The 22,566-nt window shown below is 48.1% G+C and carries 17 protein-coding genes; 6 read left to right on the top strand and 11 right to left on the bottom strand.

Annotated elements, in window-relative coordinates; genetic code table 11:
• Positions 1-9: 9 nt before the first annotated feature.
• The 3 genes from JJU34_RS17640 to JJU34_RS17650 form a co-directional block, all read right to left on the bottom strand.
• Positions 10-3,981, bottom strand: a complete 3,972-nt coding sequence (locus tag JJU34_RS17640) for an AAA domain-containing protein (protein WP_228693728.1) — start codon at positions 3,979-3,981, stop codon at positions 10-12.
• Between the two features lie 6 nt (positions 3,982-3,987).
• Entirely contained in the window at positions 3,988-4,800 is an 813-nt protein-coding gene (locus tag JJU34_RS17645) for an SDR family oxidoreductase (protein WP_228693729.1), read from the bottom strand.
• Between the two features lie 163 nt (positions 4,801-4,963).
• A complete protein-coding gene (locus tag JJU34_RS17650) occupies positions 4,964-5,140 on the bottom strand; it encodes a hypothetical protein (RefSeq protein WP_228693730.1) in 177 nt (58 codons plus the stop codon).
• Between the two features lie 105 nt (positions 5,141-5,245).
• Between JJU34_RS17650 and rlmD the strand changes: the two genes are divergently transcribed.
• Together rlmD and JJU34_RS17660 are read left to right on the top strand one after the other, a co-directional pair.
• Positions 5,246-6,658, top strand: a complete 1,413-nt coding sequence (gene rlmD / locus JJU34_RS17655; protein ID WP_228693731.1) for a 23S rRNA (uracil(1939)-C(5))-methyltransferase RlmD — start codon at positions 5,246-5,248, stop codon at positions 6,656-6,658.
• Positions 6,655-7,029 (top strand): hypothetical protein, encoded by a 375-nt coding sequence (locus JJU34_RS17660; protein ID WP_228693732.1) that lies wholly within the window; start codon positions 6,655-6,657, stop codon positions 7,027-7,029. The genes rlmD and JJU34_RS17660 overlap by 4 nt, the downstream gene beginning before the upstream one ends.
• Before the next feature lie 26 nt (positions 7,030-7,055).
• Here JJU34_RS17660 and thiL read toward each other — a convergent pair whose 3' ends face one another.
• The 3 genes from thiL to JJU34_RS17675 all read right to left on the bottom strand — a co-directional run bounded on the left by thiL (position 7,056) and on the right by JJU34_RS17675 (position 10,250).
• Complete coding sequence (gene thiL, locus JJU34_RS17665; RefSeq protein ID WP_228693733.1) at positions 7,056-8,081, bottom strand: thiamine-phosphate kinase; 1,026 nt, start codon at positions 8,079-8,081, stop codon at positions 7,056-7,058.
• Positions 8,074-8,490 (bottom strand): methylmalonyl-CoA epimerase, encoded by a 417-nt coding sequence (gene mce / locus JJU34_RS17670; protein ID WP_228693734.1) that lies wholly within the window; start codon positions 8,488-8,490, stop codon positions 8,074-8,076. The genes thiL and mce overlap by 8 nt, the downstream gene beginning before the upstream one ends.
• 374 nt (positions 8,491-8,864) lie before the next feature.
• The gene (locus tag JJU34_RS17675; RefSeq protein ID WP_228693735.1) at positions 8,865-10,250 is read right to left on the bottom strand and encodes an SEC-C metal-binding domain-containing protein; all 1,386 of its coding nucleotides are present in this window, start codon (positions 10,248-10,250) and stop codon (positions 8,865-8,867) included.
• Between the two features lie 272 nt (positions 10,251-10,522).
• Between JJU34_RS17675 and JJU34_RS17680 the strand changes: the two genes are divergently transcribed.
• From JJU34_RS17680 to JJU34_RS17690, 3 genes are all read left to right on the top strand, one after another.
• A complete protein-coding gene (locus tag JJU34_RS17680) occupies positions 10,523-10,849 on the top strand; it encodes an iron-sulfur cluster assembly accessory protein (RefSeq protein WP_228693736.1) in 327 nt (108 codons plus the stop codon).
• 168 nt (positions 10,850-11,017) lie between these two features.
• The gene (gene gcvT, locus JJU34_RS17685; protein ID WP_228693737.1) at positions 11,018-12,112 is read left to right on the top strand and encodes a glycine cleavage system aminomethyltransferase GcvT; all 1,095 of its coding nucleotides are present in this window, start codon (positions 11,018-11,020) and stop codon (positions 12,110-12,112) included.
• Between the two features lie 17 nt (positions 12,113-12,129).
• The gene (locus JJU34_RS17690) at positions 12,130-12,849 is read left to right on the top strand and encodes a 2-phosphosulfolactate phosphatase (RefSeq protein ID WP_228693738.1); all 720 of its coding nucleotides are present in this window, start codon (positions 12,130-12,132) and stop codon (positions 12,847-12,849) included.
• A gap of 38 nt (positions 12,850-12,887) precedes the next feature.
• Here JJU34_RS17690 and JJU34_RS17695 read toward each other — a convergent pair whose 3' ends face one another.
• Complete coding sequence (locus tag JJU34_RS17695; protein WP_228693759.1) at positions 12,888-13,340, bottom strand: fasciclin domain-containing protein; 453 nt, start codon at positions 13,338-13,340, stop codon at positions 12,888-12,890.
• A 380-nt stretch (positions 13,341-13,720) separates the two neighbouring features.
• Here JJU34_RS17695 and JJU34_RS17700 point away from each other — a divergent pair, with 380 nt between their 5' ends.
• A complete protein-coding gene (locus JJU34_RS17700) occupies positions 13,721-16,333 on the top strand; it encodes a DUF5686 and carboxypeptidase regulatory-like domain-containing protein (protein ID WP_228693739.1) in 2,613 nt (870 codons plus the stop codon).
• Positions 16,334-16,396: 63 nt separating this feature from the next.
• Here JJU34_RS17700 and JJU34_RS17705 read toward each other — a convergent pair whose 3' ends face one another.
• The 4 genes from JJU34_RS17705 to JJU34_RS17720 form a co-directional block, all read right to left on the bottom strand.
• On the bottom strand, positions 16,397-17,449 hold the full coding sequence (locus JJU34_RS17705; protein ID WP_228693740.1) for a 2-oxoacid:ferredoxin oxidoreductase subunit beta: 1,053 nt from the start codon (positions 17,447-17,449) through the stop codon (positions 16,397-16,399).
• Between the two features lie 7 nt (positions 17,450-17,456).
• The gene (locus JJU34_RS17710; protein WP_228693741.1) at positions 17,457-19,286 is read right to left on the bottom strand and encodes a 2-oxoacid:acceptor oxidoreductase subunit alpha; all 1,830 of its coding nucleotides are present in this window, start codon (positions 19,284-19,286) and stop codon (positions 17,457-17,459) included.
• A complete protein-coding gene (locus JJU34_RS17715; RefSeq protein ID WP_228693742.1) occupies positions 19,283-21,061 on the bottom strand; it encodes an FAD-dependent oxidoreductase in 1,779 nt (592 codons plus the stop codon). The genes JJU34_RS17710 and JJU34_RS17715 overlap by 4 nt, the downstream gene beginning before the upstream one ends.
• Before the next feature lie 198 nt (positions 21,062-21,259).
• Positions 21,260-22,555, bottom strand: coding sequence for a hypothetical protein (locus JJU34_RS17720; RefSeq protein WP_228693743.1), 1,296 nt, complete (start codon positions 22,553-22,555; stop codon positions 21,260-21,262).
• Positions 22,556-22,566 lie beyond the last annotated feature (11 nt).

Consider the following 22,566-nt stretch of genomic DNA (forward strand, 5'->3'; position numbering starts at 1 on the left):
CATATGCCCTCAGGAAGATCGGTGGCCCAATTTGGTCTGCAATACATCCTCCCTATCCACCCAGTACTGTCTACTGAACAGGTAGATAAGATTCCAGCCTTTTTCACGAAGTAGACGGGGCTGGTATACCAGGGATTCCTTCGCACCTATGGCATCAAAAAACCGCTGATCATCGGTCAGGATGGCGGCATTTACCCGCCCCCCATCTGCCACCTCCAAATCCATTACTTTGGGATAGTGATTCTCTTTAACCGTGTGGCTACCATAATGCCCCTTTAGCTGATCTTTCAATGCCCAGCGCATGTTGAACTGCGGGGGGGACAGCGGAGAAACCTCCAAGCTGCCTGCTTCGCAGCGTAACTCCACATACCGAATGTAATCACGGAGCAACCCAATACCGCGATTGGCCACTTGACTCTCCTTGAAGTCCGAGGAATCGATGCTAGTGATCAGGATGATTTGTTTCCTTGCCCGCGTAATCGCTACATTTAGCCGATTTTCTCCACCCTTCCTAGCCAACAGTCCAAAATTCGCCGTGAACTTTCCTTGGGGATTCACTGCATATCCGACCGAAAAAACGACGTAATCGAACTCATCCCCCTGCACATTTTCAATGTTTCGCACTGTCACCATCTCTCCCAACAATCCCTCCTCCTCCAGCAATTCCAAGATGAGTACCATCTGGAAATAATTGAACGTAATCACTCCAATGCGGCTACCGGACTGTTCGTCTATGAGGTGTCTGACCTGCACGACCACCTCCTCTGCTTCCATCCGGTTGGTTTGGTTTTGCCATACACCTTGGCACCTTACCAAGCGAAAAGGAAGTTCCGGTGTATTCAGCGATTCCATTTCAGGAATCATGGCCAGCTTATCTTCGTAAAAGGCTTGATTGGAAAAATATATCAAAGGCAAATATTTGCTGCGATAATGGGTGGTGAGCCAATACGCTGGAAAGTAACGCTCTGCCATTTCCAACAGAGAATCCAGCTCCAATTCCGGAAGGTCCTCCTCTGCTTCCAGCCGTACCTTATACAAGTCGATCGGCTGAAGCTGCTTGTTATCTCCTGCAATCACCACCTGCCGTCCACGCAGCATAGCTGGCAGGGCACGTTCAAAATAACACTGAGAAGCTTCGTCAAAGATTACCAAGTCAAAATACTGCCGCATCGGAAATAAGGCAGACGCAGTCTCGGGAGAAGTTAACCAACAGGGCATCAATTTAAACAACTCGGTGTGGTATGCCTCTACCAATTTTTTGACCGGCCAAACAGCTTTTTTCTTGGTTACCTGATGGTTCAGGTCCCGATAGGTGACGAGGTTATTGAGCCGGTTATACTCCAGATTTCTACAAACTTCCTCCCTCAGCCTCAACTCGACGATGAAGCGGGCAATCTTATCTTTTTCCTCTACCGCCTGCTGAAACTCCTCAATGAAGCTCCTCCCATGGGGTCCGTTGATTTCCTTTAGCAGGGGAAACTTGGTTTCTATATAATCTATCCACGCAATCTTAAGGCTGTCTACAAAAACAGCTTCCAGCTTTTCCGCCGAATAGTCCGGAAAAGTGTCAACCAGCCTTTTCATCAGTTCCAGATGGCTCGTAGAAAGCCGGCTTTTCAACAGGTCGTACCGAGTAAGGGCATCCAAATCCTGTCGAAGACTTCCCGTCAATGGCAGTAGCCTATCCTCATCCGGCGTGCCCAGCAAATGCTTCAATTGCACATCCGAAAAATAAGCCCTCCACTTGGGAACCTGCTGCAAACCCCACTCATTCAGTCGAACCAGCTCCTTCAGCGTGGAATAAAACCGACCGTAGCTGGTACGTGGACTATGTATGTAGGAAGGCAGTATTCCTAGGTCCGCCATCAGAAACCTGGCTTTTACTGCACGAACCAATAAATGAATCTCAGCATCGAAGGCTTTGAGTGTAAACGGTTTATTTGGAAGGTTGATCCAGGGCTTTTGCTGCAACAAGGTATATTGGTGATTGAGGTTTAGGCGGGTTTCCAGCATTTCCACCAAAACACCTATCCCCTCTTGATTCTTCTTGAGGTCGTTGAGCTCCAACAGGCTTAATATATCCCAAAATTTCTTCGACTCCCACCGGATCCGTACGCGCCCCCACCAGTTAGCCATCAGCGCTTGCAGCTGTATGGCCCTCCGGAATATGGCTTCCACCTCCCCGTCTCTACTGTGCCATTCGATGCCGGTAGACTGAAACAGCTTATGTATCGTATCTGATTTATTGTCCAACCAAAGCAAATCAAAATCCGTTTTCGGAAATTCCAGAAGCTGCTGCATCCGATCGAAGACTTCCTTATCTTCGAGAAGCTTTGTCAGTTCTACCAGACGCTCCCGATGCTCAAATGACTGATAAATCAAGCTGAAATCGAAGCGCTCTCCCAACAATTCAAACAAATCTCGCTCCGCCGCCCGCTTCACCTCGATGATTTCCTGAAGTGTCGTTTGAAAAGCCCCAAGATCTGCCAGCTTAACCCCCGCAAAGTCTACCCGATGAAACCAAAAGGATGAATGGTAGTCATATTTCTTGTAGCTCGGATGAAAGACGCGGAAGTCTCGCAGGAAACCGTCCAAATCGTCAAAGGTAAACCCCCGAAAATGAGCCCCCAAACCAATGGTTTCCCGATCCGGTGAAGAATGTATATACAATTCCTTTATGGGGACCCCACATTCCTGCATGTCGTACAATGCTTCTCTGTATTCATCAAAGAACTCCCGATGCTTCTCGATCATGCGAGCATGCTGGCTAAAACCCCGCTCCAAGTGAATGGCGTTTATCGAACGGTTAAGCTCCTGGTAATTATCCAGGGAACCAATCTGATGCGCAATCTTCTTGTAAAGAGCCTTTCGGTCCCCCCTAAAATCGTGGATCAAGGCCGCAAAATTGCCAAAGCCTTGGCCTGCCAGTCGGGCGTAGACCACATCTAACGCTGCTCGCTTTTGGGATACTACGAGCACCTTCTTTCCTCTGGACGCAAAATCAGCCACCAGATTACAGATAAGTTGGGACTTGCCCGTTCCCGGTGGACCTTGAACGACACAGGATTCCCCCTGTTTAACCGCAAGCAGGACCTGCTCTTGGGAAGCGTCCAAGGGTAGTGTGTTGTAGGTGGTATCTTCCCTAACCGGGATAGGTGCGCCCTCCACCCTACCAAACCGATCCTCCAACAAAGCATCTAAACTGTGGTGTACCGTACTCGCGATGAGTTGTGCATAATCATCCATCAAAAAGGAGCTCTTCTGGGAAAACTGACCCAATACCGCATAGGGCTGTAATTTGAGCATTCCTGTTTGAAAAATCCCTTCGAAGAAGGACCGCGACTCTTCTAGAAAGATCTCCAACTTATCCTGGTAGATCTCCCGGTTGAAGTTTAAAACAAGTTCCTTGTGTAGGTGGTGATACAGGTCTGTCCGGAACCCTCTGGGATCTTTGGAGAAGTCCTCCAGCGACTGGTCCAACCAATCCTTATCCAAGGCCTTGCCTTCTGCCTGGCTGTAGGCCAACAAAAATGCCGGATTGATGAAGGGTTGCTCGCCCACATGCTTCCGCATGTACCATACACCATCCTCCATCTCTAATGTGACCGGGAAGAAAATAAGCGGACAGCGCACCAATTGGTCATTCGAAAACTTTCCCTCCACAAAGGGCCAGCCAACAAACAGGCTACGCTCACCACTTTCCTCCTCCATAAACTTCACCTGATGGTACAGGCGCTTTAGCCTTTGGGAAAGCCGGTTCACGTTTTGGTCACGGGCGTCAACTCCCAAGATCAACGGGATGTTTCGCTTCCGTCCGAGGAGCTCGGCAATGTAATAGAATGCAGGGTGATTGTTCAGAAAATGAAAATCCTTTAGATCTATCATTTGTTGCTGTACCAACCGGGGTAAAAAAATAGAGCGGTTGTTTGACGAGAGGTCAATCAGTCTGTTTTTGTATACCTGAAAAATATCCTGCAACATGGGCAATTACTTAAACGGGGAGTCCTTTTCCTTAGCCATGTGGTTATAGACGACGGTGTCCATGATACCTGGAACCCATTTGTTCAGAAAATGTGCCAACTTTCCTTCCTTGGTCAATACCAGGTCCCTCTTTCGTTTTAGAGTGGCTGCTAGGATGGCTTGGGCCACTTCTTCTGCACTCATCATTTTGGTTTCATCGCGGGGGGATTCCTGCTGGGCGGATCCGTCTGCGGTCAATGCCTTGTTTCGGATATTGGAAGCTGTGAAGCCCGGGCAAGCTACGAGCACGTGCACTCCCCTTTTCATCACCTCCGTACGAAGCGACTCAAAAAAGCCGTTCATCGCAAATTTACTGGCCGTATAGGCCGTTCTAGCAGGGGTTCCCCGAAACCCATTGATGGAGGAAACCGCAATGATGGAGCCTTTGCGTTTCAAAATCTCCGGTAAACAGGCCTTTGTCAGGTACACCGAACTCCAAAAATTTGTGTCCATCACTTGATGAAATACGCTTAAATCCAGCTCCTCAAACAAGGCTCGCATGGAGATTCCTGCATTGTTGATCAGTACATCGATCCGACCAAAGTGGTGGATTGCCTCTTGTGCCACGCGCTCATTTTCCTCCCTCTTTGCTGCATCGGCCATTACACCATACACGTCTATTCCTGCCTGCTGCAGCTGAATCAAGGAATTATCTAGCCGAGCTTGGCTTCTACCCGTAATAACCACTTTGGCCCCTGCCTTGCCAAAGGCAAAAGCACATGCCTTGCCAATACCGGAGGTGGCCCCTGTCACAATGACTACTTTGTCTTTTAATTTCATAAACGCGTTCGAGTATATAGCTAAAGTAGGAAAAAATCAGTGGAAAGATACCCTTTTCAGCTTCCCATTTAGGAAAGGACCGCCTCAACTTGCCTATATTTTGGTATCGGCGATAAACTGTAGGTATTCCAATGATCGTATCAGTGAATAGTTGTCCGAACCGCTACTTCTTCACTATCCGTGCTTTGTAGGCATTAAGTTCCGGATTTCTCTGTAACACCACCTGATGAAAATTCTGCCAATCAAGGGAATCCATCAAAGCTTCAACCTCTGCCAAAGTTGCCTCCTCCGCAATTACACTTTCCGTTTCACCAAAATTCGCAATCAAAATTAGCTTCATAAGCAGACTTAAAAATTGAAAAAAGAGATCTCTATCCCGTCAAAAATAAGAATTTATCTGGAACAGCACGTACCCCCTCGCCTAAATTCCATAATTTTGCAGCCTATGTCGCGAAAAATGAAAAACCAGGTCCTCAAAGGCCTGACTATTGAACGGATTGCAGCCGAGGGCAAATGTGTGGCACACTATGAGGGCAAAGTGGTTTTCGTACCCCAAGTGGCACCGGGAGACATTGTAGATGTGCGGGTAACCAAAGGACGAAACAGCTACCTCGAAGGGGAAGCCATCCACATACAGCACTATTCCCCTGATAGGTCCGAACCCTTTTGCAGTCATTTTGGTGTGTGCGGGGGCTGCAAGTGGCAGCATATTTCTTACCCACTGCAGCTTAGTTACAAAAGGCAGCAGGTCATCGATCAATTTCAACGCATAGCCAAAGTACCCATTCCGGATGTCTTGCCCATCATCGGTGCCTCCGAAAGTACCTATTACCGAAACAAGCTCGATTTCACCTTTTCCAGTAACCGTTGGCTTACCAGCGAGGAAATCGCCAGTGGCGAGGAATTTGAGCGTTATGCCTTGGGTTTCCACGTTCCCAAGCGTTTTGACAAAATCGTTGACATCGACCATTGCTACCTACAGGGAGGAATCTCCAATGAGGTGCGTAACAAACTCCGGGATTATGCCCTGGAAAAAGAGTTCAGCTTTTACGACCTTATTCAGCAACAAGGACTGCTCCGAAACCTGATCATCCGCAATACCTTGAGCGGTCAAACGATGGTGATTGTTCAATTCGGCGAGGAAAACCCGGAAGCCATTCGGGAAGTGATGACTTTTCTACAAGAGGAGTTTCCGGAAATCACCTCGCTCTTATACATCATCAACCAGAAAAAGAACGAAACCTTTCATGATTTGGAGGTGCATACCTTTGCGGGTAAGCCCTACATCGAGGAAGAGATGGAGGGATTGACCTTTCGGGTAGGTCCCAAATCCTTTTACCAGACCAATCCTGCCCAAGCACATCGGCTTTATGAAGTCGCGCGAGAGTTTGCAGGGCTAAGTGGTGATGAGATCGTGTACGACTTGTATACCGGTACGGGAACCATCGCGAATTTTGTAGCCAGAAAGGCCAAGCAGGTAATTGGTATCGAGTACGTGGAAGAGGCAATCGCTGATGCGAAAATCAACGCCGCCGAAAACGGGTTGACAAACACCTTGTTTTATGGCGGCGACATGAAAGACTTGTTAACCGCGGATTTTATGGAGCGACATGCGGCTCCGGATGTGGTGATCACAGATCCACCTAGAGCCGGTATGCACAATGATGTGATCCAAACCCTGCTGCAATTAGCCGCTCCTAAGATCGTGTATGTAAGCTGCAACCCTGCTACACAGGCAAGGGACGTAGCCCTGCTATCGGAAAAATACGATGTGCGCGCTGTACAACCTGTGGATATGTTTCCACAAACCTATCACGTGGAAAACGTTGTCCTTTTAACTAAAAAGCCTAATCTATGAGAGACGAAAACGATCCCGAACTAAATGGCAAATACCTTGGTACGATCAGTTCCGACTTTGTGAAAATTTGCGACACGCTCAAGGAGGCCTCCTATCAGGTGAGGTCCCGGAAATTTTCCGACTACCCCATTTTTCCGATCAGCAAAGTCGCCCAACCCATTGGGCAGCTCTTGCTGGATCAACAACAGGCAAAAACCGTGTGGAACTATTACATCACGTACGTGGATGAGTTTGTGCAGCGAAAACTGATCAAAGAGGACGCCTTGGAACATTTTAAAAGCACTTACAAGGATCCGGATGAATATTGTTGCCTTTTTGTAGTAGACGAAGAATTTACGAGTTTTCTCTATATACCCTATCCCAACGACTAAGCCTCACGGGTCCGGAGGCAATGCCATCAAAAGTGCTTCCAGCCCTGGGCCTTCAGGGGTACAGCCGTACCGCTTTTGGTGACCAAGTGTTTTCCTTCTTCAGCGGCATTCACGTGGCCGATGAAGTGAATGTCCGGGTGTTTTTCCAGTTTCGCATAGTCGCTTTGGGAAATGGTAAACAGTAATTCGTAATCCTCGCCCCCGTTAAGCACCGCAGTGACGGGATCCATATTGAATTCCACCGCCACATCGTAGGTTTCCTTGTCTATAGGAAGTTTGTCCTCGTAAATGGTGACTCCCACCCCGGATGCTTTTGAAATGTGAAATAGTTCGGATGCCAGACCATCAGAAATATCCATCATGCTGCTGGGCACTACATCCAAGTCCCTCAATTCGTGGACGATGTCCATACGCGCATCCGGTCTTAGTTGCCGGCTGGTGATGTAGGCATACTTCTCCAGGTCTGGGCGCATTTCCGGATTGGCCAAAAAAACCTGCTTCTCCCGTTCCAGCACCTGCAATCCCATCAAAGCCCCTCCCAAATCCCCGGTAACGCAAATGATGTCGTTGACCTTTGCGCCAGAGCGATAGACTACCCTATCTTTGGTGGTTTCGCCCAACGCAGTGACAGAAATAACCAATCCTGACCGGGAGGCTGTGGTATCACCTCCCACCAAATCCACGTTGTAATGTTTGGCCGCCAATTGAATCCCTTCATACAGTTCCTCGACAGCCTCCACAGAAAACCGGTTGGAAAGGGCTATGCTGACCGTGATCTCTTTGGGTAGGGCATTCATGGCAGCTACATCGCTCACGTTTACCGCCACTGCTTTGAATCCCAAATGCTTTAATGGACAGTACGAAAGATCAAAATGCACCCCTTCTACCAAGAGATCGGTGGTAACCACCCGATAATTTGCTCCACAGTCTATGACAGCGGCGTCATCGCCTACTCCCAAGATCGTCGTGTCATGGTAAATTTCGATCTGCTGCTGCAGCTTTTCGATCAAACCAAATTCCCCCAATTCACTGATTTCTGTACGTTTAGACATCTTCTTCGCTCGATTTTATCTCTTGACATAGCTCCACCAGCACGCCATTGGCACTGGCTGGGTGCAAAAATACAACTAATTTATTATCGGCACCTCTCTTGGGCTGCTCTGAAAGCAAGGTAAAGCCCTCTTTCCGCAAGCGCTCCATTTCCGCATAAATATCTTCCACGGCAAAGGCTATGTGATGCATTCCCTCCTTACTACGCTGAAGAAACTTGGCGATGGGGCTGTCTTCACGGGTAGCCTGCAGCAGTTCCACCTTGCTCTCTCCCACCCGAAAAAACGAGGTGATCACCCCTTCGGCCTCCACGGTTTCCTGCTTGTAGGGGCCTTCCCCGAGCAACTTCTCAAATAATGCATTGGAGGCCTCGAGGTCCTTTACGGCGATACCGATATGTTCAATTTGCATGCGTTCGGAACGTTATGATCTTTAAAGGTAAAGGATTATTCATTGTTTTAATACTCCCCTAAAACGGGACCAGAGGTTTAACTTAGCATTTCAAAAGTTGATTTTGGAATTTCCGTGTTTAAGTTAACACCCAAATGGCTTTGCTTCGTGGGAGTTTTGGATTTTCGGTCTAAAAGGGTGAGAAAATGAGTTTCACCTGATCATGGACCACATAAGCACTATTGACCAAAACAATACCGCAAATAGGTTCATTTAAAACCCCACCTTTACCCCCAATATTGTGGATGATATGTTCATCCCTGCGAAAATAGAATTGCCGATCCGAAGGTCTCCTATTTTTGAGTTCCATTTTTGCGGGTTACTTCGTTTGTGCCTTATGTATCCATGCAACATTTTTTAAATTTCTTGCCACTACCACATGGACACAAATCGTTTCTACCGACTTTGGGCTCCTCTTTCACGTAAGATGCATATTCCGACCATATGGATGTAGGCTTGTTTTTCCTGGCATCATTTAACTTCAATTCCTTTCTTATCCGAAAAGGAGTTTGATACATAGACACGTATCGACCCACGATTTCCCTTGCCTCTGAAGGGTACTTGCCAAAGGTTTGACTAAAGAGGAGTTTCTCCGATGGGTCAACAACAACGGTGTCGGTCCTAGGCCACTCAAATACAAACGTCATTTGCCAAAGACTTTCATTTGCAATGCGCATCAATTCATTTCTGAAATAGGCCAGGTTTTCTATTCCATTGGTATAATGCTGGGTTGACAGTAAATTCCGCTGATGGAAAAAATCAAAGACAAAATCGAGTCCCCAAACTTTTCCAAATACCTCCAACTCGTTCGAACCCATGAAGGCATCATATTTCTTTGCAATATACTTGTCCAACGTTATCGCCTCTATATAAAACCAGTTTTCAACGCCCTTTTGCTTGCCGAATATTTCTGTAGTGGAAATAAAATCCCATATCCATTCAGAAAAAACAAAAGGAAGCTGATAGGTATGTAGCATGTACTTTAAAAAATGGATATTTAGTGCCAACATGTGGCCATCCTTTCCATTGTTAATACTCTCCTCAACCTCTTCTCTGGAAAAATCTCCCTTCAAAGCCCGCATTACCTCGTTAAAAATGGCCCTATCCTCACTATAACCCATGGATACCATTTGAGTAAACAGTTTGTTTTCATCCAAATTAATTCCATTGAGGTGTGCCTCATGATATATTTGAAGTTGGCTTACATAAATGGTATGTATAAAAGGGTATGCTGCAAACCCAATCAGTTCTTCTGATTCATCAACAGGCTTCCAAACAGCTTCGGCATAACTCACTGCCAGATCATAGTAACCATGATAAATCAGTTGAAAAAGCAGCCTAACCGTTAAGGTATCTATGGCAGGCACAGGATGTTGCTGTATAAAGGCAATCCTTTCCTGCAATCTATTTATATCTTTCTTGAAGAAAAAATAGTCGCATAAATCCTTTTCAATGAATTCATATCGTTCGCTGTAATCTTCGGGGTATTTTTGCCTATACCATGCTACAAAAGAAAGGACCTCGTCAATCTGCTCATTTAGGATCAATGCTTCTTTCAAATCCTCAAAGGTTTCAAGCCAATCAATTTCCAAATCCGGAAAATGCTGTGTCAGCCAAGAGAAGAAAGGGTACTGTTCATTCTCTTCAAGTTCTTCAAATAGGTAGTCATAGACCTCATCAGTATCTTTTTCATACCAATTTATCGCTTCATAGGATTTCATATTCGAATTTATTTTTTCCCTGTTATTTTGCACAAATGCCATCGAAGAAAAGTCTTTTCAGGTATTCCGCACCCGTACTCCTTCATCCCTTTTACAAATCTACTACTTTGCAATTACGCTACAAGAGAAGGTGAGAATTCCAAACCGCTCAGGGAGGTCTATCCAGAAAAAAAAACCGATTCCACTTGGATGAAATGAATTTTTCAACCGGTATTTCGGTTAAAAAGGAGCGTAACCGTTAACTTTGTGTTACATAACCAATCAACTCATCTATGATTACCGTTTCAGAAAAAGCCAAAGAGCGTATCTTGGAATTAAAACAAATCGAGAATAGAGCCGACCAAGACAATATCCGAGTGTCTGTGAAAGGCGGTGGCTGTTCCGGGCTGATGTATGATTTGGGTTTTGACAGTCAGCTTTCCGACACCGATCAGGTATTTGAAGACAAAGGCGTTAAGATCATTGTAGACAGAAAAAGCCTTTTGTATTTGGCAGGCACTATCCTGGAATTTTCAGATGGCTTGAACGGAAAAGGGTTTCAATTCGTAAACCCCAACGCCAGCCGAACCTGTGGCTGTGGCGAGAGTTTTTCCGTTTGACACATCGGCGTGCCACGCTTCCTAATTTCGTGGCGACATCCATCCCATATTCAAGCATGTATATGTTAAAGGCCAGACTGTTTGCCATTTTTTCGGCATTCTGGCCTTTTTCCTTGTATGCCAACACCGTTTCCCATTTACCACACTTTAAAAAACCACCCAATCCACATGCCAGAAGAAATAAAAAAAATCACACTCCACGAGACCCATTGCTCACTGGGAGCTAAAATGGTTCCTTTTGCAGGCTTTGATATGCCTGTACGCTATAGCTCTGACATAGAAGAACACAAGACCGTCAGGGAGAAGGTAGGTGTCTTTGATGTATCCCACATGGGAGAGTTTTTGGTCACAGGTCCCCAAGCCCTGACCCTCATCCAACGGGTAACCTCCAATGATGCCTCTACGCTTCGTATCGGCCAAGCCCAATATTCCTGCTTTCCCAATGAAACCGGCGGCATAGTGGATGATTTGCTGGTTTATAAAATGGCCGAAGAAAGCTATATGCTTGTCGTAAACGCGTCTAACATTGAAAAGGACTGGGATTGGATCAATAAGCACAATACCATGGGTGCGCAACTGGAGAATATCTCGGACGAAATCTCCCTGTTTGCCGTGCAAGGGCCCCTGGCCAAGGAAGTACTGCAGCCACTAACGGATGTGGATCTAAACGCTATTCCCTTTTACCATTTCGCTGTAGGCACCCTCGCTGGAAAAACGGATGTCATCATCTCCGCCACGGGCTATACTGGCGCGGGTGGATTCGAGCTGTATGTGAAAAATCAGGACGCGTTGGATGTCTGGAATGCCGTCTTCGCAGCCGGAGAACAGGTAGGAATTAAACCTATTGGACTAGGAGCCAGGGACACCCTACGCTTGGAAATGGGATACTGCCTCTACGGAAACGATATTACGGACGAGACATCCCCTATAGAGGCAGGTTTGGGATGGATTACCAAATTCACCAAAGATTTTATCAACGCCGATCAACTCAAAAAGCAAAAGGAATCCGGTGTCGGCAGAAAACTAGTCGGATTCAAATTAACCGAAAAAGGAATCCCCCGCTCCCACTACCCCATTCTGAACACCGAGGGGCAGGTAATCGGAGAGGTGACTTCCGGAACACAATCCCCCAGCATGGGCATAGGCATTGGATTGGGGTATGTGGAAACGGCCTACGCCAAACCGGGCACCCAAGTAGCCATTGGCATACGGAATAAAACCATCGGAGCCACCGTTCAAAAACTGCCTCTATTATCAAACTAAACACCTCTGCTGCAAAAATGAATTTATTGGAAATCTGTTTCAGCCCCGAACTGGTACACCTGCACGACCTCCGTGGAAAAGCCGTGGTCGTCGTTGACATTTTCAGGGCAACCTCCACCATGGTCACCGCCTTGGCCAATGGGGTGCGCAGTATCCGTCCGGTAGAAGATTTGGAAACCTGCCGTGCCTTGGGGCATGCAGGATACCTGACAGCAGGGGAGCGTAACGGACAAAAAACGGAAGGCTTCCACCTAGGCAATTCGCCTCTCAGTTACTTGAACCGAGCATTTGAGGGTCAACGGGTCGCTATGACCACGACCAATGGCACTGTAGCCATCGAGCGATCCAAAACCGACGCCGACGAGGTCCTTATCGGCGCCTTCTTAAACCTGCAAGCTACTGCTTCCTACCTAATCGAACTAAAAAAGCCGGTATTGATCCTTTGTGCAGGCTGGAAGGGGAAGTTTAACTTGGAAGATTCACTCTATGCAGGGGCCTTGGCCTCGTTGCTTCGGTTTCCGTACGATTGTGACGGTACCCTAGCGATGGAGGCTTTGTACCAACATGTGCAAGATGACCTGTCGGGATTCCTAAAAAAAGCCTCCCACGCCAAACGACTCCAAAATTACGAAATTGAGGCCGATATTGACTTTTGCCTTACCCTGAACAAATACCCCTTGGTTGCCAAACTGATTGGTGAAGAAATAGGTATAAAAAAAACCCTCACCGCTAATTAAACACGGTGAGGGCTTTTGACACTTTATTAGATCACTAATCACTTCGGCAATATGACCGAGTCGATTACATGGACGATTCCATTGGTAGCTTCTATATCGGCAGCTGTCACGGTGGCGTTATCGATCATAGCTTTTCCTCCACTCAAAGAAACCGTAATTTCTTGACCCTGCACCGTTTTGGCTTTTTGTCCATCTTTCAGGTCCGTTGACTTCACAATCCCTGGCACCACATGGTACGTCAGAACGGCTATCAACTTATCTTTGTTTTCAGGCTTTAACAGCGATTCCACCGTTCCGGCAGGCAGTTTTGCAAATGCTTCGTTGGTTGGCGCAAAGACGGTAAATGGGCCGTCGCCTTTCAGTACGTCTACCAAATCGCCTGCCTTGACGGCAGCTACTAGCGTAGACAGGAAATCGGTACTTGCTGCCAAGTCAACGATGTCCATGTCTGGTTTTTCTTTGACGGGCTTGTCAATGCCGTCATTGGCCATCAATGTTACACTTGTAAACAAGGCCACTACGAATGTACTCAGTAATTTTATCATGGTATTGGTTTTGGATAGTTACAATACCTTAAACAACCGTAATATTCAATTGTTTGATTTAAAAAAATACCAAAACACAATTAATTATTTGTTTAACAAAATTAAAACATTAGACCCGCTTATAGACCTGTTGATGTATGTTTTAACCGAAAAAAAATATAAATTGTTTAGAGATTTCTATTTGTTAGTTAAACAACAAAATCTCCTTTCCAGTGCGTTTTCCATAATTTGGAAAAATCCTTTTGACTCCAAAATGCGTACTAGGGAATAACGTTTTCTACGATTACATGCGAACAGGTCTTTTCGTCGTTTTAATCATTTTTTGGATGGAGCCAAACGCTACCCAGTACCTGCAAGCGCAGGGTGTTCGGGGCAGCGTAGTTTCTGAGCAAGGGTCGCCCCTCCCCTTTGCCTCGCTACTGATTCGTAATACCGGGGAGGGGGCACCCGCAAATGAACTGGGCATCTTTGAAATCCGGCTCGCACCGGGGCGTTACGACATCGTGGCGCAGTTTCTTGGGTATGCCACAGAGGTCAAAACTGTCGAAGTCCCTCCTTCGGGTTGGGCAACTGTCGATTTTTCTCTAGCGGAACAAACCTATGCGCTGCGAGAAGTGGTGGTCAGTAATAAACAGGAAGATCCGGCACTGACTATCATGCGCAAGGCAATAGCCAAGGCAAAATTTCACCGCTTGCAGGTCCAAGAGTACACATTCATTGCGTACATCAAAGGCACTGGACAACTTACCAACATACCGTTCCTACTGAAAAAAGAGATGGAAAAAGACGGTATCAAGGCAAACGAAGCCTATACCAGTGAGTCCGTATCGCGGCTGACCTTTCGCCAGCCAAATTACGTGGAGGAAACGGTAATCAGCATACGATCTCAGGGAGAAAGCAACCAAACCTCTCCTGCACCCTATATCGGGGCAAGCTTTTACCAACCTAAGATCAACGAGGCCATTTCCCCTTTAGCTCCTGCGGCTTTTGCCTATTACCGGTTTCGGTACGAGGGATCTTATCTGGAAGAGGGCGTGGTTGTCAACCGCATCCGGGTCACTCCCAGATCCCGCGGTGAGCGGGTTTTTGAGGGATATATACACATTATCGAAGACGTATGGTCCATTCATAGCCTAGACCTCCGCACCTCCCTGCTGGGATTCCAGATCGACGTGAAGCAGCTCTATAGACCGGTAGCCGAAGGGGTGTGGATGCCCGCTACCCATACCTACCGCTTTTCCGGTAAATTCTTCGGGTTTGCCGGAGAGTATCACTACCTGGCTTCGACGAGTGATTACGAAGTGACACTGAATCCGGATTTGGCGACGGAACCCACCCTGATCGATGAAAAAATCGATCAGGTCCCCGATGACATCCAAAAAATGGACCGGAAAGCGTCTGCCATCGATCAACTCGCCGAAGCGGACAAGATGACCAGAAAGGAATTCCGAAAACTGGTCAACGCCTACGAAAAGGAAAGTTTAAAGGAGCAGGAAAACCCCGAGGTCACTACAGAACGGCATTACTCCATTGACTCGCTTGCCTCCAAACGAAGCCTGACCTACTGGGACAGCATACGCCCGGTAAAACTTACTGAAGCCGAAATCAGGGGTTACCGGAGGGATGATAGCCTGGCAGTGATCGAGGCCGCCAAGCTGGCCAAAGAAGACTCGGTTTCGGCCAAAGCCAAGCGTAAATTTTCCCCCTTTGACATCCTGAGCGGTGGACGATACCATTTCGGCAATGGGCGTTCCGCTGGATTTCACAACAATATCTCCCGGTTTTCCTTCAACACCGTAGAAGGATTTAAGGTGGGCTTGGCTGGCTTTTACCGTATGGAAAAATCAGAAAAAATGGCTGACTCCACCACGGTACTTCGAAAATCCTGGAATTTCCGCCCTGAAATCCGATACGGGTTTGGCAGCGAACAGCTATACGGTACGTTAGACGTGCGTAGGGCGATCACACAGGGACGAAAGGGAATGACATTTGGGATCACGGGTGGTTCCTATGTGTTCCAATTCAACAGGGACAACCCCATTTCCGAACACGTGAATATGGCATATTCCTTGCTTTTACGGCAGAACTATATGAAACTTTACGCACAGGACTTTGTCGAAGCGTATTTTTTTCACCGATTACACGATGGGATTACGTACAGGTCCAAGTTCACGTATGCGGAGCGTAGGTCGCTGGAAAACCAGTCAAACTACAGTTGGCACAGCGATACCCGACGGACCTTCAGTGACAACAGACCTGAAAACATCGAAGCCACAGCCGGGGCCTTTGACAGACACCGGGCACTGCTGTGGCAAAACAGCGTAGAATGGCGACCAGGACTGAAATACCGCATCCGAAATGGACGCAAATATCCGCTATACGGGTCCGCTCCCCTCGTCAACCTTTCCTATACCAAGGCTTTTCCAAGGGGGGATCGGCTTACAACTGCATCTTTTGACTGGGTAGAAGCCAATATCGAACACGGTATCGATCTCGGAGTAAGTGGAAAGCTGCATTTCAACTTGACGGCGGGAACTTTTATCCAGGAGGAAAATGTGTTTTTTGCGGACTATAAGCACTTTAGCGGCAACCGTACACTCTTTGCTAACATGGGAGTCACCTCCCATTATCGGTTTATGGATTACTACCTGTACAGTACAAAAAGCCACTATGTGGGCGGCATTGTACACTACCAATTCCGGAAGTTCCTTTTCACCCAGCTTCCCATGTTGCGGTATTCTGGCCTACGGGAAAACGTGTTTGTTAATTACTTGAAAACTGCCAACTCTCCTCACTACTGGGAATTGGGGTATTCGCTGGATAACCTGTTTCGCATATTCCGGGTGGAAACCGGCGTGGGATTTGAAAACCGAAACCCGCTACGGGGAGGGATGCGGTTTGGCATTGCCAGTTTCATCAATATCAGCATGAACGACTAACAAAAAATCCTTGAGCCCATATAGTTTAGGCTCAAGGATTCACGAAACTGTCTTGTAGTTAGCTCAAGAAAAACTTGCGTTGATCTTTTCAAGGGCAGCGGCTCCGGGATTCAGCTCTTCCGTTTGCAACTGATTCAAGGGCTTATCCACGGTATGCAAAATATCGTGCAAATCTCCGTACCGCGTCTGCACATACAATAGGCCGGTAATGATCTGCTCTTGCATCCTCGCCCGTTGAATCGCCTGCATGGCGGAAACTCGGTCCTGGGGATCCCAATCGGTAGCCACCTTTTCCAACTGAAGTAGGGAACCGTCGTGCATGGTAACCTGTGTGGATGTTCCCTCGGCATAGTCCACATTGATTTCCGATTGACGCGGCACAATATCCAATTTGCCGGTAGCTTCGATGTGATCGCGCACGAAGTCGTATGACTTGGTGGAACCCACGTTGTTATTGAACGTAACGCAGGGTGAAATTACGTTGATAAAGGCAAATCCTTTGTGGTGGATAGCCGCCTTGATCAGGGGCACCAATTGTCCCTTATCGCCGCTGAAACTTTGCGCCACAAAGGTAGCACCTAGCTCAACCGCAAGGCTGGCCAAGTCTACTGGCTGGAACGGATTGATGGATCCGGACTTGTTTTTTGATCCCAAATCTGCCGTTGCTGAGTCCTGCCCTTTGGTGAGGCCGTAGCAGCCATTGTTCATAACCAAATACACCATATTTAAATTGCGGCGGATGGCATGTACAAATTGTCCCATCCCGATGGAGGCGGTATCGCCATCCCCGGAAACCCCAAAATAGACCAGGTCCTTGTTGGCCAGATTAGCCCCCGTGGCAACGGAAGGCATACGGCCATGAACGGAATTGAATCCGTGGGAATTGCCCAAAAAGAAAGCAGGTGTCTTTGAAGAGCACCCGATGCCGGAAATCTTGGCAACCTTATGGGGCTCGATGGAAAGGTCAAAACAAGCCTGCACGATGGCGGCACTGATACTGTCGTGACCGCAACCTGCGCAAAGGTTGGAAATGGCACCCTCGTATTCCTTCAAGGTGTATCCTATATCGTTTTTGGGCAGTTTGGGATGCCTGAATATCGGTTTAACGAATGTCATATTCTTGCTATGCTAGGTTAAGGTGGGAGGTAATCGTCTTTGCGATGAAGTCGGCGGTAATAGGCATACCGTCGAAGTTCAGCACAGGAATCAGCTTTTCGGGGGAAACGCCTAGGTCCAACATCAACAGAGACCGCAGTTGCGCGTCTCGGTTTTGCTCGACCACGAACACCTGCTTATGAGACAAGATGAAAGCCTTCACTGTGTCATTGAAGGGAAATGCTTTGATTCGAATGGCATCCAAGTCAGTACCTACTTCGGCCAATAAATCTCTGGCCTCTTCCGAAGAGTAGGTGGAGGTACCATAAAACAAGATGCCGTATTCGCTTCTTTGGCTCTCCTGATACAGCTCAGGTGCCGGCACCAGGTCTCTGGCCGTCTCCCATTTCAGGAGTAGACGCTCCATGTTACGCTGATAGGCCTTGTTGTCCTCTGTGTAGACCGCATATTCATCCCGAGAAGTTCCCCGGGTGGTAAACCCTCCCTTGGTAGGGTGGGTACCGGGAATAGTCCTGTAGGGAACACCATCACCGTCCACATCGAGGTATCGGCCATACCGTCCCATATTTTCCAGCTCATCTACCGAAAGGACTTTGCCCCTGTCATAAGCTTTTGTGTCGTCCCAGGAGAACGGTTCACTCATATGGTCATTCATGCCCAAGTCCAAATCGGTCATCAGGACCACCAAAGTTTGTAAGAATTCAGCCAACTCAAAGCTTTCGGCCGTCATGTCGAAGCACTCTTTGGGCGTGGAGGGAAAAAGAAGAACGTGCTTCGTGTCACCATGAGAAGCAAAGGCGGCCAGCAACACATCCGACTGTTGGGTTCGAGTGGGCATACCGGTACTTGGCCCGGCACGCTGCACGTCGATGAGCACCGCCGGAATCTCGGCAAAATAGGATAGACCAATAAACTCGTTCATCAGGGATACACCCGGGCCGCTGGTTGCTGTAAAAGAACGTGCTCCATTCCAATTGGCTCCTATCACCATTCCAATCGCCGCAAGCTCGTCTTCTGCCTGTACGATGGCATATTTCTTCTTTCCGGTCTCCTTATCGATTCTTAGCTTGGATGCAAATTTCTCAAAGGCTTCAGCCACTGACGTGGAAGGAGTAATCGGATACCAGGCAACCACCGTGGCTCCCCCGTACACTGCTCCCAGTCCGCAAGCCGTGTTGCCATCTACCAGGATACGGTAGCCAACCAGATTCTTTCGTTCCAGATGAAAATCCAAGGGGTATACAAACTGCTCCATCACGTAGTTGACACCTAATTTCAGCGCCTTTACGTTGGGCGCTATCAGCTTCTCTTTGCCAGCAAACTGCTCGGCCAGCAAACCCTCCAGCACCTCAAATTCGATATTCAGCAACACCGACAGGGCGCCGACATAGATGATATTTTTGAACAGTTGCCGCTGACGGGGATCGGAAAAATGCGTATTGCACATCTCCATCATGGGTATGCCCAGGTAATGGATGTCGGGGCGGATAAAGTCTTGGTGCATTTTCTTGGTGCTATCGTAAATCAGGTATCCACCGGACCTAACGCTTGCTATATCCTGTCGTAAACTTTGGGCGTTCACTGCCACCATCAAATCTACCCCCTCCCGTCTGCCCAGGTAGCCCTTTTCGCTGACGCGCACTTCATACCAAGTGGGAAGCCCTTGTATATTGGATGGAAAGATGTTTTTGGGTGTAACGGGTATACCCATTCGAAAGATCGCCTTGGCAAAGAGGAAGTTTGCACTGGCCGAACCTGTTCCATTCACATTGGCAAAACGGATGACAAAATCGTTTACCTTTTTCTTCGTCATCACGGCGGTTACTGTACTACTCATAAACTGCTGGCTTTGGTAACACTGTAGAAAAATTTTTGCATATCCCATGCAGAGGTGGGGCATCGCTCGGCACAAAGCCCACAATGGAGGCATACATCTTCGTCCTTCACCATGACCCTTCCGGTTTTTAAGGTGTCAGACACCAAAATATCCTGGGTAAGGTTTTCGGCCGGAACAAGCAATTTTTGCCGGAGGTCCATTTCATTTTCGTTGGTGGTAAACGTGATACAGGAGGTAGGACAGATATCCATACAGGCATCGCATTCAATGCAACGGTCTTCTTTAAAGACCGTCTGTACGTCACAGTTTAGGCAGCGTTGTGCCTCTTTGAATCCGGTGGGCAGGTCAAAACCCAATTCTACTTCCTTCTTCCGATCCACCAGCGTGAGCTCTTTGGCGGCTTGGGGTACTGCATAGCGGGTATCTCTCGCCACCTCACTGTCATAGCTCCACTCGTGGATACCCATCTTGGTACTCATCAGGTTGGTGTAGGGAGCCGGACGCTGCCGCACATCCTTTCCTTCGCAGAATAGGTGCATGGACACCGCGGCCTGGTGCCCGTGCGCAACGGCTGTAATGACATTTTCAGGCCCAAAGGCTGCATCTCCTCCAAAAAACACCTTCGGAACGGTGGATTGAAAGGTCACCTTATCCACGATGGGCATTTCCCAGTCGTCAAATTCCAGACCCAGATCCCGTTCGATCCAAGGAAAGCTATTTTCCTGTCCGATGGCAATCAGCACTTCGTCGGCTTCTATGAACACATCCTGTTCGCCGGTGGGCAAAAGTTGCCGTTTGCCCTTTTCATCGTAGACGGCCTTTACTTTCTGGAACATCATCCCTGCCAGTTTTCCATCCGCCATCTCAAAGCTTAACGGCACGTGGTTGTCGTATATCTCTACATCCTCATGCATGGCATCCTCCTTTTCCCAGGGGGAAGCCTTCATGGTGCTGAACGGGCTACGGACCACCACTTTCACCTGTTCTCCACCCAAGCGTCGCGAGGTGCGGCAGCAGTCCATGGCGGTGTTTCCTCCGCCCAAGACGATTACCTTTTTGCCGATTTTATGGGTATGCTCAAAAGCCACCGAAGCCAACCATTCGATACCGATATGAATAAAGGCATCGGCCTCTTGCCGTCCCGGCAACTTGGGGAGATCCTTTCCTCTCGGTGCCCCCGTCCCTACAAAGACGGCATCGTACTTCTTTTCCAACACCCCCTTGAGACTGTCTACATAGGTCAAAAACTGGGTATGGATACCCATATCCAAAATGTGGTTTACTTCTTCGTTTAATACCTCCTCTGGCAGCCGAAAAGCAGGAATCTGACTGCGCATCATCCCGCCGCCGGCTATTTGCTCGTCAAAAAGGTGAATTTCATAGCCCAAGGGAGCGAGGTCGCGTGCTACGGTCAGGGAGGCAGGCCCTCCACCTATCAGGGCAATCTTTTTCCCGTTGGATGGAAACGGCCCTTGGGGCATGTGTTGCCGCACATCGCCCTTGTTATCTGCGGCTACCCGCTTGAGGCGGCAAATGGCCACAGGCTCCTCCTCCACGCGCACTCGGCGGCAGGCGGGCTCGCAAGGACGATCACAGGTTCTTCCTAAAATTCCGGGGAAAACGTTGCTCTCCCAATTGACCATATAGGCTTCGGTATAGCGCTCGGCCGCAATGAGTCGAATGTAATGGGGAACCGGCGTATGGGCAGGGCAGGCGTACTGGCAATCCACGACCTTGTGGTAATACTCCGGATTCTGGGTATCGGTAGGCTTCATAGTTATTTTGGGTTAAAGGCGCAGAATTTATCCTACGCCCTCTCTGCTAATTGCGCAATTAATTTCAAAAATTAAACAAGCGAAAACAAATTATCTTTTAACTTTTTATTTTCAGTTGGACTAACTCACAGACTACCAATAGGAGAGCGATTGGACGCATAAACCTTACCCTTTCAAAAACAAACAGTTCATTTCTTATTATAAACCGTTTGCATCCGATTCCCGTTCGATTCGGATCAGATCTTGGATTTCCCCCACGGAAGTTTGCATGCGTGCGAGCGCATAGGCTCTTCCCAGATCGTCTATGGCGATCGAATTGACATAGGTGGGTATAGCGCCATCGGAATAATGGATGGCTCCATGGTCTGTGTAGCGGTTTTCAGACACCTGGTAGGTTACCAAATGGAGATTCTCCAATCCCTTGGCTCCTCCTTTGGCAATTTGACGTTCACCTTCTAGCCGTTTGCCATCGCATATGACGGGACCACCTGTAAGGTAATACAGCGTATCTCCGTCCGGACCAAACTGCAGGCCCAAATACCCGTAGGAAAACTGGTCAAACATACCCGAACGCTTCGAAGGTAAGGAACAAAGGCGCTCGATCACCTCGAGTTTGGGTTGCTTTGGGTCAAATCGAAACAGGTAACCCGAGTTGCCATGGATGCCATAGGCTACCCCCTCCCGCTTACTCCACAGTACCTTTCTCCAATTATACCCCATGCTTCCGGGCTGAGTAGGGTCATACCTACCAAAATAATCGAGCCTCAAATTCACGTCGTCCAACACTTGAAGTGGGCCGCCGACTTTTGGATCATAAAAAAGAATATCACCCTCCGCATTTGACAGGTAAACAATTCCCGTATCGGGATCTACCAATAAAGAACGGCAGAGCACACGGTAATCCTTACCTACCTCACCGGCTTCCCCTCGCTCCGATACCGGGCCTATTTTCCGAAGGATTCCCGTAGTCAAATCCAAATGCACAAACATACCTGTGGGCCAGGAGATTGCGCAGATCTGACGGCGATCGGTGTCCATCGCCATGCTGAGGATGCCCTCCCCATCGGGCATAAGCCCCAGACGTGCCACGGCGCCAGTATGTAGGTCGTAGGACAAGAAATGGCCTCCCGGATACAATCCATACCCTTCCGGTGGATTTTGGGGCAATCTTTCCATTCCCTGGATCATCTCATAGAAGCCTACATGAGTGCCAAAAAACAACTTTCCCTCCGACTCATAAAACTCCACGTGGCTTTTTCCCTGTGGGATGGCCCTGCGGCCCTTTTCCCCACATATTTCGGTCAAGTCTGCCAAAAAAGTGGTGGCGTCGGTTTGGGGGTCAAAGGAATAAAGCTGACCGCCCACATCCAACCGCTCGGAAGATAGAATATAGTATAATTTCCCGTCACTGGCCTTGCTTAATGCAAGGTAGGTGTCGTGCGCGTAGGGAAATCCAGAATAAAAGGCGTTCGCCCGCAATTTTTTTTGTGACATGCTGTAATAAA

This window comes from Lunatimonas sp. (genome assembly GCF_020832325.1).
GTDB lineage: Bacteria > Bacteroidota > Bacteroidia > Cytophagales > Cyclobacteriaceae > Lunatimonas.